Source organism: Cuneatibacter sp. NSJ-177 (genome assembly GCF_022867805.1).
Lineage (GTDB): Bacteria > Bacillota > Clostridia > Lachnospirales > Lachnospiraceae > Pseudolachnospira.
The window spans coordinates 381,945-399,408 of sequence record NZ_JALIFO010000006.1 but is presented as its reverse complement, the minus strand read 5'-3'; the positions used below and the strand labels follow the sequence as shown (position 1 = coordinate 399,408).

Sequence of the window (17,464 nt, the reverse complement as noted above, 5' to 3'; positions counted from 1 at the left end):
TTTTTCAACACTACAAAATAGAAATGTTATTGCTGGCGTATGCTTCTCATTCGATACAATAAGCCGGTTCCGGCAATGGAGAGAAGCAGTACAAAGCCAACCACCAGATAAGCAGAGTTTGTGATATCGGACACTATCCCCAGGATGGTCAGAGCTAGCGCCGCCGCTCCGCATCCGATTGCGCTGACAGCCGCATAAGCTTTCCCATATCCTTTGGTTCCATAGATATGTCTTGCGATCAGGGACATCCCCACGCTGCTCACCGAATAGATGATACCGAAAAGGAACGCCCCCAAATAAAGGAATGGGGAGAAAAAACAAGAAAAAAGAATCAGCAGCAATCCCAAAAGCGCCAGCCCCATCATTGTCATAGACGCCCTATAAACACCAGCCCGGTCGCTGAGCACTCCAATCGCCAGCTTTGCCGCCACATTTCCGATCATAGCCGCCGAAATCATTCCCGCTCCCACCATGGCGCCCAGCCCCATCTGTTCCGTTAGCTTAGAAAAGTAAGATGTCAGCCCGGTGGAGGCCGTGATCAGAAAGCACATTGCGGCAAAGGTGATAAACGCCGCCGATCCATAAGAAAAGTTTGCCGTCAGCTCCTCCCCCTGCACTGTCTTAAGCCTCTTTTGCCCTGTCTGAGGTTCCAGTTCTATCAGAAAACACCCCGGCAATACCGTCACAAGGATGAAAACCGCGCACAACAGGCTGGTTTTGGCAAGACCGGTCTGTTCCAGCAGCCATGTCAGCAGGGGGCTTAAAGCAGCGCCCGCCACCCCGGCAAAGCTCATCACGATACCTGTGGCGACTCCGCTTTTTTCCGGAAACCAGTTTCCCAGAAGAATCGTTGCCACCGGCATGTAAAAGCAGCTGGTGCCGATTCCCCGCAAAACAGCCAGCAGATAGAGCTCAAACATGTTACCGGCAAAGGCCATCCATACAAAAGAAAGGGCGGAAAGAAGAGCCCCGGTTCCGACTAATCTGCGAACCGGGATATGTTTTAATAAAAAAACAATCAACGGATTCAAAAGCCCGGTCAGCAGCCCTGCTATCGTGGCATGCAGCGCTACCGCGCCGCTCGTGCTGTTCATTTTTTCGCAGAGGGAAAGATAAAAAACACCGTAGGCATTGGTACATAGCCCGACGGAGGATACGATCATACCGCAGCAGCTGATCAGAACCCCCCATTTTTTCTTTTCTTTGCGCCCATTAACCCGATCTATTTTTTTCATAAACCAAACTCATTTCTTCTAAAGTGCAGACAAGACGCATCGAGATATCCCTTCCGCCGATCAATTTTCTGCTATCCCTGCCTCTTTGATGCGGAAGTCGCTCCTCCGGGGCAAACCGCTCTTATGGTTCGACAAACATTTTTTTTCCTTTCATCCCTTCCATATGAGCATTCCACGCTTCCAGCGGGACATCCTCGATGGAGACGGATACAAATCTTTCCTCAATCCCCAGTTCTCCGGCCAGAAACTCTTGCACTTTTCGGGCAATGTCTTGTTTCTCAGCGTCATTTCTGCCGGGAATCATAGTAATATCGACATGTGGCATGACCAATCCTCCTTTTGATTTACGGAAAACAGCTTCCCGCTTTGGATACTTCCATTTTATAAAAAAAAGGCTGGAATGTCTAACGCCTAAAAGGAATAGTGAAATATGCCTAAAAGGAATTTCTCACGTACAAAAAAGGAGACCATACCGCTCCGAATGAATCGATATGATCCCCTTAATCTGCTGATTTTGTCCTTTATAGCTCCTCTAAACGTCAAACCGATTATAAGAGGCATAACAGTCAATACAGAGCTTCTTCCCCCCCTGAAGGCGAATCCAATTTGCCCCGGTGGTTTCCCCGCAGCACTCGCATATATAGGAATCAAACAGACGCGCCTCCTCCGGCAGCGTAAGCTTCGTTTCCTTCACGTCAAACATATCCTTGGGTTCCAGGCTCTGATAGTACGCAAAAGATTCTTCCTTTGTCATGGCCTCCGGCTTCTTTTTCAGGACCAGCCGCACAGATTTTCCTGCAGTCCGGTTGTAAAAGGAAAACGCCTGTTTTCCCGTCATATGAAACAATAGATTTCCTTTTCCCACCGAGCAGCCAAGGATCACTTGTATGGCATCCACACCGCAGGCATCGTTTTCCGAAATGCACACCACCTGTTCATCCTCAGAAAATGCAAGTTCCAGCAGCTGGATGGCATATAACGCCGCCTGATATCCAATGGTCAGGCCTCCGCACTCATGCCCGTGAAAAGCCACGCATTTCTCCCAAATCAATTTCTTATCCATCTGTATCCTCCCTATTATTGATTCACCAGCACGGAATAATGTCCCTCGATTTCCACAACCTTTGCGTCAACGCCGTACACATCATTGAGCGCAGCCGAGTCTAAAACCGAGCGGTCTCCGTACCGGTAGATCCGCCCCTGCCGCATCAGCAGAAAGCGGTCGCAAAACCGCAGTGCCAAATTTAAATCGTGAATGACTATGATTGCAGAAATTTCGTCCTTGCGGCAAATATCCTGCACGATCTTTAGAACCTGATATTGATTTCGAATGTCCAGACTGCTGGTGGGCTCATCCAGAAGCAAAACCTGAGGCTGCTGGGCAAGGGCCCTGGCCAGCATAACTTTTTGCTGTTCCCCGCCGCTGAGCTGATTCAGGAAACGGCCCTGTATCTCCCCGGTCAGATCCAGCCGCTCCATGACCTCCCGGACAATTTGATCGTCCTTTTCCGTAAATCCCCAGCGCATATAAGGACGGCGGCCCAGCATAACCACATCCCGCACCGTCATCTGCGTACTTGGCACGCTCTGGGAGACAAAGGCAACCCGCTTTGCCACCTCCCTGTGGGATAAGGCCAGCAGATCGGTTCCATCCAGCATAACCTTTCCGGAATCCGCCGGAAAAATATGATTGAAACATTTCAGCAGCGTGCTTTTTCCGGCTCCGTTGTTTCCCAGGATGGCTAAAAACTTTCCTTTTTCCAGATGAAAACTGATATCCTGAAGAAGCTCCGGGCAGCCGCGGTAGTGATAACAGATATTTTCCACACGTATCATTTTTGTTTTCCGCCTTTGAACAAAAGATACAAAAACAAAGGGCCTCCCAAAAAGGAAGTGATTGCTCCGATCGGAAGGATCACAGGCCGGATCACCGTCCTGGCAAACAGATCCCCCAAAAGCAGCACCGTCGCTCCGGTTAAAAGAGAGCCTGGAATCAGATAAACATGGTTATTGCCCACAACCATGCGGACGATGTGAGGTGCAATCAGCCCGATAAAATTGATCAGGCCCACATAAGAGACGATCACGGAGCTGACCAGGCAGCACAGCAGCATGTTCACAAGGGTCAGCCGCTGTACATGAATCCCCAGGCTGACCGCAGTCTCCGATCCGCTCATCAGGGCGTTATAATCCCAGCGGTGAAACACACAATAGATCACAAACACCAGAACAATAACCGCCATAAAGCCCACGTCACCCCAGCCGGTGCTGCCCAAATCGCCGAACGTCCAAAATACCAGGGTCGCCAGCTCCACCTCATCGGCAAAATACTGAATCAGCGTCGTCGCGCCCGTGAACATCGCGCTGATGGCCACTCCGGCCAGCACAATCCCTTCCGGGGAAATTCTGCGGAAACGGGACAGGCCCAAGATAATCAGTGCCACTGCAATGGATCCGGCAAAGGCGCAGACCGGCACGCCTAAGCCCATGTTATTCCCTAAGCCCAGCACGACGATCGCAATCGCCGCCCCAAAGCTCGCCCCCTGGGAAACGCCGAGGGTTGACGCGGATGCCAGCGGATTCCTCAGGATTGCCTGAAGGATACAGCCGGACAGACCCAGACCGGCTCCTGCCGCAATCGCCGTACAGATGCGCGGAAGCCGGTTATTTTGGACGACGATATTGATCTTGGAATCGGAGGACTGTCCGAATATCCCCTTCACCAGCTCAATGACCGGCGTCTCATAGGATCCGGCCCGCAGTGCCAAAATACAGGCGACCAGCAAAATACACGCCATAATCGCCAGAAACAGGATACTTTTCCTTTGCCTGCGCCGGTACGCCGAATTTTGATTTTCATTCACCAAGCTTGATCTGGCGGAACTCATATCCGGCCTCCTTTAAAGCCCCGTAAGGATTCGCCCCCAACAGCATTTGAAAAATCTCCCCAGCCTTCTCCACCGGATCGATATCGGAAAACTGCTCCGGATAGATCACAGTGGCGGCATAGTAGGCATCCGCCAATGCAGTTTCCAGGTTGGAGGCGGAGGACCGGAAGGAAATCTGGGAATACACTTTGCCTTCCTTTACCGCAGTCAAACCATTGTAGAAGTCAGGATTTTTGGCATAATCCTCGTTGATCAGGCTCATCCCGTTGAAGTCCAGGAAAATGATGTCCGGATCCCAGCTGAGAACCTGCTCCGTGTCAATGTCAAACGGGCCGGTCTGGCCAGTCTCGTTGGCCAGATTTTTAGCATGAATCAATTCAAACGGGCCGTATAAAGCTTCCGTGCCTTCAAAGCCATGGGCTCCTTTAAAGGAAACGCCGGCCACATAAACGCTCGGTTTGCCCTCCTCCGGAATATTCACCGTGCGATCGTCTAAATCTTTTTGAACGCCCTGCAGATAAGCGGTCAGTTCTTCCGCCCTGTCTTCTTTTCCATACAGCTCGCCCAGAATACGGATGGTCTCATAGGCGCCGTCATCCAGCGTGGTATCGCTGCCCGGAACTACAACCACCGGAATTCCTGTCTTGGCCTGCAGTTCATCCGCGTCCACACTGGCATAGGCGGACATTACAATCACCTGAGGCCCCACCTGGATGATCTGTTCATTGTTCGGTTCCCCGTTGGTGCCGGTCACCGGCAAATCCTTAAATTTGTCATAATTTACGTAATTGTAAAGACGGGACATTCCAGGCTTTGTCTCATAGTCCTCAACTCCGACAACCAAGTCCGCCGCTCCCACATAACAACTGTAGCGCAGGGCTCCCACGCCGACGCAGACGATGCGTTCCACTTTCTCCGGCACTGTCACTTCCCGGCTCCTGGAATCCACCAGGGTACGTGTTTTCCCCGTATTCTCTGCCGCTGAAGCAGACTGTGCCACGGCCTGTGAACTTTCTGCGGATGAAGCCGCGGTGGTATTCGCCGTCTGGCTCCCGCAGGAGCAAAGGGACAGCACCAGTGTACTCAGCAACAACAAGGATAGGCTCTTTTTCATCATCATTTTCCTTTCGCACTTTTTATTTTTTATCCTGGAATCACGATCAATCTGCTTCCTCCATATTCCAATACAACGTGGTAACCGTCGTATGGGTTTTCTCCCGAACCATCCCATCGATGGCCGCCTCCTCCAGGATACGGGAGATCACCGCGGTCTCCTCCGCTCCAATCGGACGGTACGTGAGGAGTTTATTGCCATACCACCGTTTTGCCTCGTCCAGCGGACGTTCGGATTCCCAGCAATCCTCTCGGTAGGAAAATTCCGGCCGCATTCCCATCTGCCAGAGAACTTCGAAGACAGAAGGAATACTCTGATCAAAGCTGTTTTCCCCAGACCTTGCTCCCACCGCCGCTTTCAGCCGATCCAGCACCGAATCGGTCCTGCGAGTAGGCTTTACGAAAAAACAATGCTTTTTCGCGGCCCGCAGCAGCCGGATAAAACTTTCCCCGTCTGATACTGCCGGCGTCATTTTTGCAAAAACCACGTCAAAGGTTCCGAGGTTTTCGATCTCTTCCTCTCCGGCATTGGGCCAGTCCATGCAGAGAAATTTCACATGATCACGCCCGGCCTCCTGCCTGTTCGCCTCGGCAAACGCGATCATATTGGCGGAAACATCCACTCCCACCGCTTCTTCTGCCCTTTCTGCCATCCGTATGGAATACATACCGGTACCGCATCCGATATCCAAGGTACGCATCCCCTTCTCAAAATGAACCCGGCGCGCCACTTCCCGGAGAAAAGGATCGCTGTCCCATTCCGGAGCCGCATGTTTTTGAAAGGAAGCGGCCATCTCGTTCCATACTGTTACATTGGCCTCCGAATTTACGATAGCGCGGCTCCATTTTTTGCGAAAGGCATCCCAGTCCACGCCATGCCCGGCTTCTTTTGCCCGGTAATCCATCTCCATCTTCTCCTTCTGTTGGATCTTTTTGGATTCCGCGATCACAACTCATTTTTATTCAAGCATAAATCCAATATATCATAATTCAGAAATAATATAAGCCCCCTGGGGGGATATTTTGAGGTCATACTGGCAATTTTTTGTATGGCATACCACCCATCTGTATTTCGATAAACAGCGGCATGGTGTCAGTATATAAGTGTGGACACGAAAAGTTGCAGCATCTAAAGATTAAGCTTAAAAGTGCTGATTAAAGATAAGTTTTTAGGTTTTCACAGTAAAAACTATTGATAGCATTATGGTTTTTGGCTATACTATCAGTAAGGAAAAGGAGGCAATATTATGATTTTAAGACCCCATTATATGGAATTGCTGAAAACCTATCGTGATGTACCTCTGGTGAAAATATTGGCCGGAATCCGTCGCTGCGGAAAATCCACCCTTTTAGAAATGCTGCGGGACGATCTGCTGAAAAACGGTGTTGCCGCAGATCACATTATCCGTATGCGCTATACCTCGGAAGATTTTGAAGACGGTATGACCGATAAAGATATGTATAAAGGTATTAAGGAGCAGATGACTGGCGACGGATGGTATTATCTTCTCCTTGATGAAGTACAGGAAATAGACGGTTGGGAAAAGGCTGTGAACAGTCTGCTTGAAGATACACACTCAGATATTTATGTGACCGGCTCCAATTCCAAACTGATGGCCAGCGAAATTTCAACCTATTTGACGGGGCGGTATATTTCTATCCCGGTCTATACCTTGTCTTTCGCCGAATATTTAGAGTTCAAAAAACAGAGCGGTCATTCACCGAGAGAACTTTTGAATGAATATATCCGTATGGGCGGTTTCCCTATTGTTGCGCTCGGCAGCTTTGATGAGCGTTCTGCTTATCAGATCATAGAGGGCATTTATAACTCTGTCATAACAAGCGACATTACAAAACGGCACAACATAGCGAATTTTGATTTGTTTAACCGTGTTGTTCGCTATATCGTTGAAAATGTAGGCAAGACCTTTTCTGCAAACGCAATCGTTAAGTTTCTGAAAAGCGAGGGTCGTTCCCTGTCAGTCGAGGCGGTTTACAACTATCTGAGTTGGCTGGAAAAGGCTTTTATCATCTATCGCTGCCAGCGGTACGATTTGCAGGGAAAATCTGTTCTGAAAACACAGGAAAAATTCTATCTGGCAGATCCTTCTCTCAAATACTGCATAATGGGATTTAACCCGAAGTCTATTGCAGCTATGCTCGAAAACATTGTTTATTTTGAACTGCGCCGGAAAGGCTACGATGTCTATATCGGCAAGAATGAAACGAAAGAGATAGATTTCGTAGCGGTGCGTCGTGATGAGCGTATTTATGTTCAGGTGTGCCGGCGGCTCCCGGAGGAATCCGATCGGGAGGTTGCCAATCTTCTTGAAATTAAAGACCACTACCCGAAATATGTGGTGACGCTGGACGAACTGGCCGCTGGAAATATCAATGGCGTTAAGATTGTGCATATGGCGGATTTTCTGTTGAATAAGGAGTATTAAAGATAGAAAGGGTGCGGCAAGAATGCCAGAAAGCAAGTATCACTTTGAACGATCAACGCCAATAGACCGCATTGTTTGAATGTATCCGCCTTGCCTGCCCTTGCTTTTCAAGGCTTTTCAGGTGCTATGCGGGTTAAAAAAAGACCCTTGGCGGTTAGGCCAAAGGTCTTTTTTTATTTCTTTAGTTGGATACTGATTTTTGCAGCGGCAGAATAATCGCCTTTGCATCGTAACAACCGAATCCTTATTCTTATTTATTGTTCAGAGCCGCCTGTGCTGCCGCAAGTCTTGCGATCGGCACACGGAACGGGGAGCAGGACACATAGTCCAGGCCCACCTTGTGGCAGAACTCTACGGAAGACGGATCGCCGCCGTGCTCGCCGCAGATACCCAGCTTCAGGTTCGGGCGGGTGGCGCGGCCCTTCTTAGCGCCCATCTCCACCAACTGGCCGACACCGGTCTGATCCAGCTTCGCAAAAGGATCGGACTCGTAGATCTTGGCCTTGTAGTAGGAATCCAGGAACTTGCCGGCGTCATCACGGGAGAAGCCGAAGGTCATCTGGGTCAGATCGTTGGTTCCGAAGGAGAAGAACTCCGCTTCCTCCGCTACCTGATCCGCGGTCAGAGCCGCGCGAGGGATCTCGATCATCGTGCCGATGTGGTATTCCATATCGGAACCCTTTTCTTTCTTCACCTGCTCCGCAGTCTCAACCACGATATCCTTGACAAACTTCAGTTCCTTCTTCTCGCCTACCAGCGGGATCATGATTTCAGGAATGATATCGTAGCCCTTCTCCGCCTTGACTTCAATGGCAGCTTCCATGACGGCGCGGGTCTGCATCCTTGCGATTTCCGGATAGGTCACGCACAGACGGCAGCCGCGATGGCCCATCATCGGGTTGAACTCGTGGAGGCCGTCGCAGACCGCCTTCACTTCTTCCGGAGTCATATTCATATCTCTGGCCAGGTCCGCGATATCCTGCGGATCAGTCGGAACGAACTCATGCAGCGGCGGATCCAGGTAACGAACGGTCATGGGCCGTCCTTCCAGAACCTCGTACATCGCCTTGAAGTCGGCCTTCTGGAACGGAAGCAGCTCCATCAGAGCAGCCTCGCGGGCTTCCTGGGTCTTGGAGAGGATCATCTTGCGGATCTTCGGAATTCTCTCCGGCTCAAAGAACATATGCTCGGTACGGCAAAGGCCAATGCCTTCGGCACCCAGACGAACAGCGTTTGCCGTGTCGGTGGGGTTGTCGGCGTTGGTGCGGACTTTCAGGCGGCGGAACTGGTCGGCCCACTCCATGATGCGGCCAAAGTTTCCGCTGACGGAAGCCGGAACCGTCTGGATGTCGCCCAGATAGATCTTACCGGTGGAACCGTCCAGGGAAATGTAATCGCCCTCGTGGATGGTCTCGCCGCCCAGGCTGAACACCTTGGCTTCTTCATTGATATTGATTGCGCCGCAGCCGGATACACAAGCCGTGCCCATGCCACGGGCCACAACAGCAGCGTGGCTCGTCATGCCGCCGCGGACAGTCAGAATACCCTCAGCCGCGTGCATGCCTTCGATATCCTCCGGAGAGGTCTCCAGACGAACCAAAATCACTCTCTCACCGGCTTCGTGATGAGCTTTCGCATCCTCTGCGGTGAAATATACTTTACCAGCGGCAGCGCCAGGGGAAGCGGGCAGAGCCTCGCCCAGAACCTTGCCTGCCTTCAGGGCATCCTTGTCAAAGGTCGGATGCAGCAGCTGATCCAGAGACTTGGCGTCGATCCGGCAAACCGCCTCTTCCGGCGTGATCATGCCTTCATCCACCAGATCGCAGGCAATCTGCAGAGCGGCCTGAGCGGTTCTCTTGCCGTTTCTGGTCTGCAGGAAATACAGCTTGCCTTCCTGGATCGTGAATTCCATATCCTGCATATCGCGGTAATGGGTCTCCAGCTTGTGGGCGATCTCCATGAACTGCTTATAGCACTCCGGCAGATCCTGCTCCAGCTTGGTGATCGGCTGAGGAGTACGGATACCTGCTACCACGTCTTCGCCCTGCGCATTGATCAGATATTCTCCGTAAATGCCCTTGGCGCCGGTGGACGGGTTGCGGGTGAAAGCAACGCCAGTGCCGGAGGTATTGCCCATATTGCCGAATACCATGGCCTGCACGTTGACAGCGGTTCCCCAATCACCAGGGATATCATTCATCCGGCGGTATACGATCGCACGAGGGTTGTCCCAGGAACGGAATACTGCTTTGACGGACTCCATCAGCTGATCCTTGGGATCCTGCGGGAAATCGGAACCGATTTCTTTTTTGTACAGCTCTTTATATTTTGCGATGACTTCCTTCAGGTCATTGGCATCCAGATCGGTGTCATACTTCGCACCCTTGGACTCCTTAACCTCGTCCAAAATCGCCTCAAATTTCGGCTTTGCAATCTCCATCACAACATCCGAGAACATCTGGATAAAGCGGCGATAGGAATCGTAGGCGAAACGGGGATTCCCGGTCTTCTTCGCGAAGCCTTCCACCGCCACGTCGTTCAGGCCCAGGTTCAGGATCGTGTCCATCATACCAGGCATGGAAGCGCGTGCGCCGGAACGGACGGAAACCAGCAGCGGATCCTCCGTGTCACCAAAACTCTTGCCCTGGATTTCCTCCAGAGTTTTCATATAATCGAAAATCTGTCCCTGGATTTCCTCCGAGATCTGCTTTCCATTGTTGTAATAATCCGTACAAGCTTCGGTCGTCACCGTAAAGCCCTGCGGTATCGGAAGGCCCAGATTGGTCATTTCGGCCAGGTTGGCACCTTTTCCGCCAAGAAGGTTGCGCATGTCCGCGTTCCCTTCTTTGAACAAATACACCCATTTTGCCATTTCTTAATCTCCTCCTATATTTGTTCTCTTCGCCCGCCTGGAAAGCGGGGTGAGAAATCGAGTGTCAGAGGCCGCGAACACGCTTATTTCCAGCGTTTTCCGCAAACCCAACTGACATTATAACATGGCCTTTTTTGTTTGTCTATCCACTGTCAAAACATTAACAGGATTTTTACTTCTTATTCCAAAAGCAGTTAAAAAAAGCAAAAATTTTAGACTTATTTTCTTATTTTTGTAAAGTAAGACACGTTCCAGCCTTCTTTTCCCGACAGAAAACACCGAAATTCATCTCTTAAAGTGCTTAACAAAAGTGGTGGAATCTTTACCGGTAAAAAAGGACGGCTGCCTTGACCTCGGATTTTCTTGGTCAAAAACAGCCGCCCTTCGATTCTACTCACACTGCCGGTTCCGCAGGCGCCCGAACGTTCCTGCGTGCGCTTTCGGCCCAGTTCCCCGGCATTTGCGTTACATCTCTACTCCACAATCCCCAGCACCGTGCAGGACTGCTCGCCCTCCAGATACTCCATCGTAATCGTATCCCCGACGCCGTACTTCACGATCGGCAGATACTCGGCCACGGATACGTCGTAGATCACATCCGAGCCCTCTAACATCAGGTAACAGTGGGAGTTTCCATCCACCACAGCGTTAAACATTTTTGCGATCTTTCCGCTGATCTGCTGGGTTGCGGCCCCGCTTTCATTGGAAATTCCATTGTTTTTCAGGAGCGCCACATAATTCTTCTCACAGTCGCTGACCGTATCGCCGATGGCAACCACCTGATATTTCTGCACATTCACCATCGCGTACTTTTTCACCAGCCCCGCCTCATCTTTCAGTGCGATGAAGTAAGTCGGCTCGTTGGCGATGTTGAGCAGAAGAGGGAAGGTTGCGTCGTATCCCAGGTTTTGCACCTGGCCTTCCGCCGAGGACATGGCGGAATCCTCGATCGCTCCCTCGATCTGATAATACTTGGTCTCCATGGTTCTCTGGTTCATCAGCACGAAACCAACGTTACTCTGGTCACTGGTGATGGAAGTGACGCCGGTGTAAACCCAGACATCGTCCTCCAAGGCCAGGTAATTGTATCCGTTGGTGGTCTTCAGGCAGTCCTTCTGACCCAGAACGCTGTTGATGAAGCCGTGCTTCAACGTTCCATAGTAATCATAGAGCTGAATCAGCATGCCGGCCGAATAAGCCTGATCGATCCAGGTCGGCGCATCCTCGATGGCATAATCCTCACACTCGCCGGTGATTGCATTGCAGAGCACCACCCGGCCGATGGTCTGGCCACCGAACAGGCCGATGTTGAATTTCTTCACACTGCAAACCCAGTAAGGCGTTCCCTCGTCGTCGATCTCAAAATTGATATTGTCAAAAATGTAGGTCGGATATTTGAAACGGAGATGCCTCTCTAAATATCGGTTAAAATGGTCGTAGGGCGTGTATTTCATCCCCTGATCCAGCCGCACCAGCTCCGTATCCTGGGTTGCCATATCAATTTTGATATAACCCGGAATGCCTTCCTTCATGTTGGTAAACCATTTGATCAGGCTGGCGTAGGCCAGAGGGGTCACTCTTACCGGCTTTGCATTATAATTGATCTGAGAGTACATGTCGCTGACCACGAACTGAGAAGTCAGATCCACCAGGCTTCCCATTTTCCGGTTTCCAAGGATCGCCGCCGAGTCCTTGTCCAGCAGAGGAATCTGGCTGTAGTTTACCTGTTCAATGTCTCTCGTAAACTCTCCGGTCTCCACCGTCAAGAGCTGCTGATACTTGGACGCATTGATGATCGGCGAGGAAAGCAGGGAGCCGATCAGGTACACGGCGATGATTAAAACCACCGCGCCGACGCCGATCTTCACACCTGTGTCATTCTTCAGATCGCTGAAATCCAGGGGATGGCGCGCGTCTCCGGTGCGCTCCACCCGCTTCCAGCCATAGGCCAAAGTGATCGCCGCCACAAGCAGGATCAGGAACCACCAGAATCCTGCTGCGTGGATATTGATCGGAGGCAGCGCAATATAATAGTAAAGAGCGGCCGCCAAGATCACGGCGATAACAGTAAGTAACTTAAATTTTTTCTTCATATACTCCCTTTCCACACAGGATTCCTCCGCCTGCTACAAGCAGAAGAATCCTGAAATGATGCAAATCCGAACCTCCGCCTACAGGCTCAGCATTTCCTGTCCACTTCATCATCGACAGAGTTTCGTGTTTCATTTTCCTCCGGTTTTTACCGGAAATATTTCACGCCCGCCTCAAACAGCTGCATATCCTGGTTGCCATAAATATTGATTCCCAGCGCCTTGCCGCTCCGCTCGCAGTGGAGCATTTTTCCGAGCACACGGCCGTCAGGACTGGTGATCCCCTCGACGGCAAGATAAGAGCCGTTGGAGTTCCACTCCGCATCCATGGTCACTTCACCCTGAGGGCTGCAATACTGGGTGGCCACCTGCCCGTTTTCAAACAGTTTTTTCAACCACTCCTCGTTCGCCACAAAACGGCCTTCCCCGTGGGACGCCGGATTGCAGTACACGCCGCCGAGATCCGCCAGTTGCAGCCAGGGGGACTTGTTGCTGACCACTTTCACGTAGTTCATCCGGGAAATGTGGCGGCCCACCGTGTTAAAGGTCAGAGTCGGCGCATCCGCTTCCTGGGGCACGATCTTCCCATGAGGCACCAGACCCAGCTTGATCAATGCCTGGAAGCCATTGCAGATGCCGAGGGCCAGTCCGTCTCTCTCATTCAAGAGCTTCTCCACTTCCTCCTTGATCTTTGCATTCCGGAAAGCCGTGGCAAAGAACTTGGCGGAACCGTCCGGCTCGTCGCCTGCGGAAAAGCCTCCGGGGAACATGATGATCTGAGCCCGGCGGATTCCCTTGGCGAAATCCTCCACGGAATTGCGGATATCCTCGGCGGTCAGGTTGCGCATCACCTGGACGATCACATTGGCGCCCGCCGCTTCCATGGCCTTTTTGCTGTCGATCTCACAGTTGGTGCCGGGGAAGGCAGGAATAAATACTGTGGGCCTTGCCAATTTGTGGGTGCAGACCGCTACGCTTCCCTTCTCGTACAAAGGCCGCTCCGCGCTCTCCGCCTGGGAAGCTGCTTTCGCCGGGAAGACCGAATCCAGAGTGCCCGTCCAGGCCGCCAGAGCTTCCTCCATGGAAAGCTCCGCCCCGCCGTAGATAAACTTGCCCTCGTCGGTCACTTCGCCGATCACCTCGCCCTCTGCGTGGAGAGCGGCTACCCGGTTTGCCGGCACTTCCGCCACCAGATTTCCCCAGCCGGCGCCAAAAAATTCTTCGCTGTCCACAGTATGAGAGACCGAAATCCCCAGTTTGTTGCCAAACGCCATCTTCGCCAGAGCCTCAGCCAGTCCGTGGCGCTCGATCTCATAGGCGGAGAGAATATTTCCTTCCGCGATATCCTCGTGGATCTTTCCATAGAGATCCATAATCTGAGCGTAATCCGGCAGAGCCTTCTCATCCTTCCGGATCCGGAACAGCACCAATTTATTCCCCGCCTGCTTCAGCTCCGGGCTGATCACATGGCGGTAAGAGCCGGTGTCCACCGCAAAGGACACCAGAGTCGGAGGAACGTCGATCTCATTGAAACTTCCGGACATACTGTCTTTCCCGCCGATGGAAGGAAGTCCAAACCCCATCTGCGCGTTGTAAGCGCCCAGCAGCGCCGCAAAAGGATCGCCCCAGCGTTTGGGATCCTGGCCCAGCTTGCGGAAGTATTCCTGGAAAGTAAAACGGATCTTCCGGTAGTCGCCTCCGGCCGCCACGATTTTGGCGACGGAAGAGATAACGGCGTAGATCGCGCCATGATACGGGCTCCAGGAAGAAAGGTAAGGATCAAAACCGTAGCTCATCATGGTCACGGCGTCGGTCTCTCCGGAGAGAACCGGCAGCTTTGCCACCATGGCCTGGGTCTCGGTCAGCTGGTAAGTGCCGCCAAAGGGCATCAGGACGCTTCCGGCTCCGATCGTGGAGTCAAACATCTCCACCAATCCCTTTTGGGAGCAGACATTCAGGTCCTTCAGCGTATTCAGCCAGGCCTCTTTCACCGGCTGACCCACTGCCGCACAGCCGTCAAAGGGATTTCCCTCCCTCTTCGGCACGTTCACTTCCACCTTTGCCTCCTGATGGGCTCCGTTGGTGTCTAAGAAAGCGCGGCTGATGTTGACGATCACTTTGTCGCGCCAGTACATGATCAGGCGCTTTTCTTCCATGACCTCGGCCACCACCACGGCCTCCAGATTTTCCTCGTTGATGTATTTCATGATCTCCACCAAGCTTCCGGGATCAATGACGATCGCCATCCGCTCCTGGGACTCGGAGATTGCGATTTCCGTGCCGTCCAGGCCGGCATACTTCTTCGGGACCATGTTCAGATCGATGCGCAGGCCGTCCGCCAGCTCTCCGATGGCGACCGAAACGCCGCCGGCGCCGAAGTCATTGCACTTCTTGATCAGACGGCTGACCTCCGGGCGGCGGAACAGCCGCTGGATTTTCCGCTCGGTCGGAGCATTTCCCTTTTGCACCTCCGCCCCGCAGGTGGCGATGGACGCCTCCGTGTGGGACTTGGAGGAACCGGTGGCCCCGCCGCAGCCGTCGCGGCCGGTACGGCCGCCGACCAAAAGGATCATGTCGCCCGGATCCGAGGTCGCCCGGATCACGTTCTTTCTGGGCGCGGCTCCCATGACGGCGCCGATTTCCATGCGCTTTGCCACATAGTTCGGATGGTACAGCTCTTTCACGTAGCCGGTGGCAAGACCAATCTGATTTCCGTAGGAGCTGTAGCCGTGGGCTGCGTCGATTACGATCTTTCTCTGGGGCAGTTTCCCTTTCAATGTTTCGGAGACCGGCACGGTCGGGTCCGCAGCTCCGGTCACACGCATGGCCTGATAAACATAGGAACGGCCCGACAGCGGATCTCTTATGGCTCCGCCGAGACAGGTGGCGGCGCCGCCGAAGGGTTCGATCTCCGTCGGGTGATTGTGGGTCTCATTCTTAAAGCTGATCAGCCACTCTTCCTCCACGCCGTCGATGGTCACCGGGACCACGATGCTGCAGGCGTTGATCTCGTCGGACTCTTCCTGGTCGTTCAGCTTTCCTTCTTTTTTCAGCTTACGCATGGCCATCAAAGCCAGATCCATCAGGCAGACATACTTATCTTTCCGGCCTGCGAAGACTTCGGCCCGGTCCGCCAGGTACTCCTGATAGGTCTTCTCCATCTCTTCCCGGTAGTCGCCTTCGCCGAAAGAGATGTCGGTCAGTTCGGTCTGGAACGTGGTGTGGCGGCAATGATCCGACCAGTAGGTATCCAGCACGCGGATCTCCGTCATGGACGGGTCGCGCTTTTCTTCTTCGGCAAAGTAATGCTGAATGAATTTGAAATCGTCGAAGGTCATGGCAAGGCTCAGGGATTCATAGAGTTCCTTTAACGGGGCCTCCGCCATCCCGCAGAAGCCGTCGAAAATCTTCACATCGGCCGGCTCCTCGAACTGATCCTCCAAGGTTTCCGGCACGCCGCCGTCGGAAAGCCTGGAGTCCACCGGATTGATGCACAGAGACTGGATTGCGGCAAACTGCCCGTCGCTGATCTCCCCCTCGATCACATAGGTGGTGGCGGAGCGGATAATCGGCTCTTCTTTCTCGTTCAGAAGCTTCACGCATTGCTCGGCAGAATCCGCCCGCTGGTCAAACTGACCCGGCAGATATTCCACGGAGAAGACGCGGGAGCCTTCGGCGCGGGGAAAGCTGCCTTCAAAAAGCAGGTCCACCGGCGGCTCGGAAAAAATCAGCCCCTTGGCCGCCTCGTAGGTGGCGTCGCTGATGTGCTCCATATCGTAACGGTTCAGCACCCGCAGATTCGTCACGGTCTGGATTCCGAGGAAATTTTCAATCTCCTCCAAAAGCCCCTTGGCTGCGACCGCATATTCCGGCTTTTTCTCCACGTAAATACGTCTAACGCTCATGGTTTCCTCCTAAAATAGGTTTTCTCTTTTCCATCGTAATTTAATATTTTAAATCCCATCCGGACCCAGGCCCTTCCGGTTGTTCTTCTCCAGACTCTTTTCCGTCCCCGTTTTTCATCGCATGGTAGGAGACGCGGACCACTTCCTCCACATACTCCGCGGGAAGCTGCATCCGCCCGGCCAGCTCGGCCAGCGTGGCCTCCCGTCCCAGCTCTTCCTCCAGCTCTTTCGTCAGTTCCAGCAGCCGGTTGGCGTCGGCCGCCATCCGCTCCGCCGTGCGCGCAAAGCCGCTCTGCTCATGAACCAAAGCCTCCATGGCCGCATCGATCTTCCGCTCCAGGAATTCCGCCATCGGCTCTCCGAGAAGACGGACTCCGGCATTCCGGTATTCCTCGATGGCCGTGACCAATGTCATGTTTCCCTCCTGAACCAAATCCCCGATCAGGACGCCCTGACCGGCCCGGTTTCTCGCCAGTGCCAGCACCCGGTGGAGATTGCCTTCGATCAGACGGTTCTGGGCGCTCTCATCGCCGCCCAGCAGATTTTTTACGAGGATCGCCTCCTCTGCCTCCTCACAGGGAGCGACTCCTTCCAGATCTTTCAGATACATCTGGAAATACGCCTTTTCCTCCCCGGAGAGGGGCGCAGAACCTACCGCAACCGTCCGGGTATCGTGGGGTTCGTAGTCCTCGATCTCGATATGCTCGTCCTCCACATAGCGGTAGATCAGCCGGATCTGCTCTTCATCCAATTCCATATTCGAAAAACAGGACAAAATTTCCCCGACCGTGATATGATTTCCATTGGCCGCCGCCTTTTCACGCACCGCGGCCAATCCCTGTTTCCAAGCTTCCTTTTCTGCCATAAAAAAACTCCATTCTCTTTTCCGGCCTCAATCAGCCCAGTAAACGACT

Annotated in this window: 12 protein-coding genes; 1 reads left to right on the top strand and 11 read right to left on the bottom strand. The window is 52.8% G+C overall.

Translation table 11 applies throughout. The annotated features are described in order from the left end of the window. Positions 1-26: 26 nt before the first annotated feature. The 7 genes from MUB23_RS09770 to MUB23_RS09740 form a co-directional block, all read right to left on the bottom strand. Entirely contained in the window at positions 27-1,235 is a 1,209-nt protein-coding gene (locus MUB23_RS09770) for an MFS transporter (RefSeq protein ID WP_244800302.1), read from the bottom strand. A 121-nt stretch (positions 1,236-1,356) separates the two neighbouring features. Beyond that, the gene (locus MUB23_RS09765; RefSeq protein ID WP_244800301.1) at positions 1,357-1,560 is read right to left on the bottom strand and encodes a tautomerase family protein; all 204 of its coding nucleotides are present in this window, start codon (positions 1,558-1,560) and stop codon (positions 1,357-1,359) included. A gap of 207 nt (positions 1,561-1,767) precedes the next feature. Beyond that, positions 1,768-2,298, bottom strand: a complete 531-nt coding sequence (locus tag MUB23_RS09760) for an FmdE family protein (RefSeq protein WP_244800300.1) — start codon at positions 2,296-2,298, stop codon at positions 1,768-1,770. A 14-nt stretch (positions 2,299-2,312) separates the two neighbouring features. Further along, positions 2,313-3,071, bottom strand: coding sequence for an ABC transporter ATP-binding protein (locus tag MUB23_RS09755; RefSeq protein WP_244800299.1), 759 nt, complete (start codon positions 3,069-3,071; stop codon positions 2,313-2,315). Further along, the gene (locus MUB23_RS09750; RefSeq protein WP_244800298.1) at positions 3,068-4,123 is read right to left on the bottom strand and encodes a FecCD family ABC transporter permease; all 1,056 of its coding nucleotides are present in this window, start codon (positions 4,121-4,123) and stop codon (positions 3,068-3,070) included. Before MUB23_RS09750 ends, MUB23_RS09755 begins: the two co-directional genes overlap by 4 nt. Then, entirely contained in the window at positions 4,092-5,237 is a 1,146-nt protein-coding gene (locus MUB23_RS09745; RefSeq protein WP_244800297.1) for an iron ABC transporter substrate-binding protein, read from the bottom strand. Before MUB23_RS09745 ends, MUB23_RS09750 begins: the two co-directional genes overlap by 32 nt. Before the next feature lie 46 nt (positions 5,238-5,283). Continuing rightward, on the bottom strand, positions 5,284-6,141 hold the full coding sequence (locus tag MUB23_RS09740; protein WP_244800296.1) for an SAM-dependent methyltransferase: 858 nt from the start codon (positions 6,139-6,141) through the stop codon (positions 5,284-5,286). A 342-nt stretch (positions 6,142-6,483) separates the two neighbouring features. Between MUB23_RS09740 and MUB23_RS09735 the strand changes: the two genes are divergently transcribed. Then, a complete protein-coding gene (locus MUB23_RS09735) occupies positions 6,484-7,683 on the top strand; it encodes an ATP-binding protein (protein ID WP_244800295.1) in 1,200 nt (399 codons plus the stop codon). A gap of 250 nt (positions 7,684-7,933) precedes the next feature. On the opposite strand, the gene ppdK is transcribed toward MUB23_RS09735, so the two are convergent. The 4 genes from ppdK to MUB23_RS09715 all read right to left on the bottom strand — a co-directional run bounded on the left by ppdK (position 7,934) and on the right by MUB23_RS09715 (position 17,415). Next, positions 7,934-10,555 carry a pyruvate, phosphate dikinase gene (gene ppdK / locus MUB23_RS09730; protein WP_244800294.1) on the bottom strand — a complete coding sequence of 874 codons (2,622 nt, stop codon included), beginning with the start codon at positions 10,553-10,555 and terminating at the stop codon, positions 7,934-7,936. A gap of 473 nt (positions 10,556-11,028) precedes the next feature. Further along, positions 11,029-12,648, bottom strand: a complete 1,620-nt coding sequence (locus MUB23_RS09725) for a CvpA family protein (RefSeq protein ID WP_244801179.1) — start codon at positions 12,646-12,648, stop codon at positions 11,029-11,031. Positions 12,649-12,794: 146 nt separating this feature from the next. Continuing rightward, entirely contained in the window at positions 12,795-16,550 is a 3,756-nt protein-coding gene (locus MUB23_RS09720) for a phosphoribosylformylglycinamidine synthase (RefSeq protein WP_244800293.1), read from the bottom strand. Positions 16,551-16,590: 40 nt separating this feature from the next. Continuing rightward, complete coding sequence (locus tag MUB23_RS09715) at positions 16,591-17,415, bottom strand: sigma-70 domain-containing protein (RefSeq protein ID WP_244800292.1); 825 nt, start codon at positions 17,413-17,415, stop codon at positions 16,591-16,593. Positions 17,416-17,464: the final 49 nt, after the last annotated feature.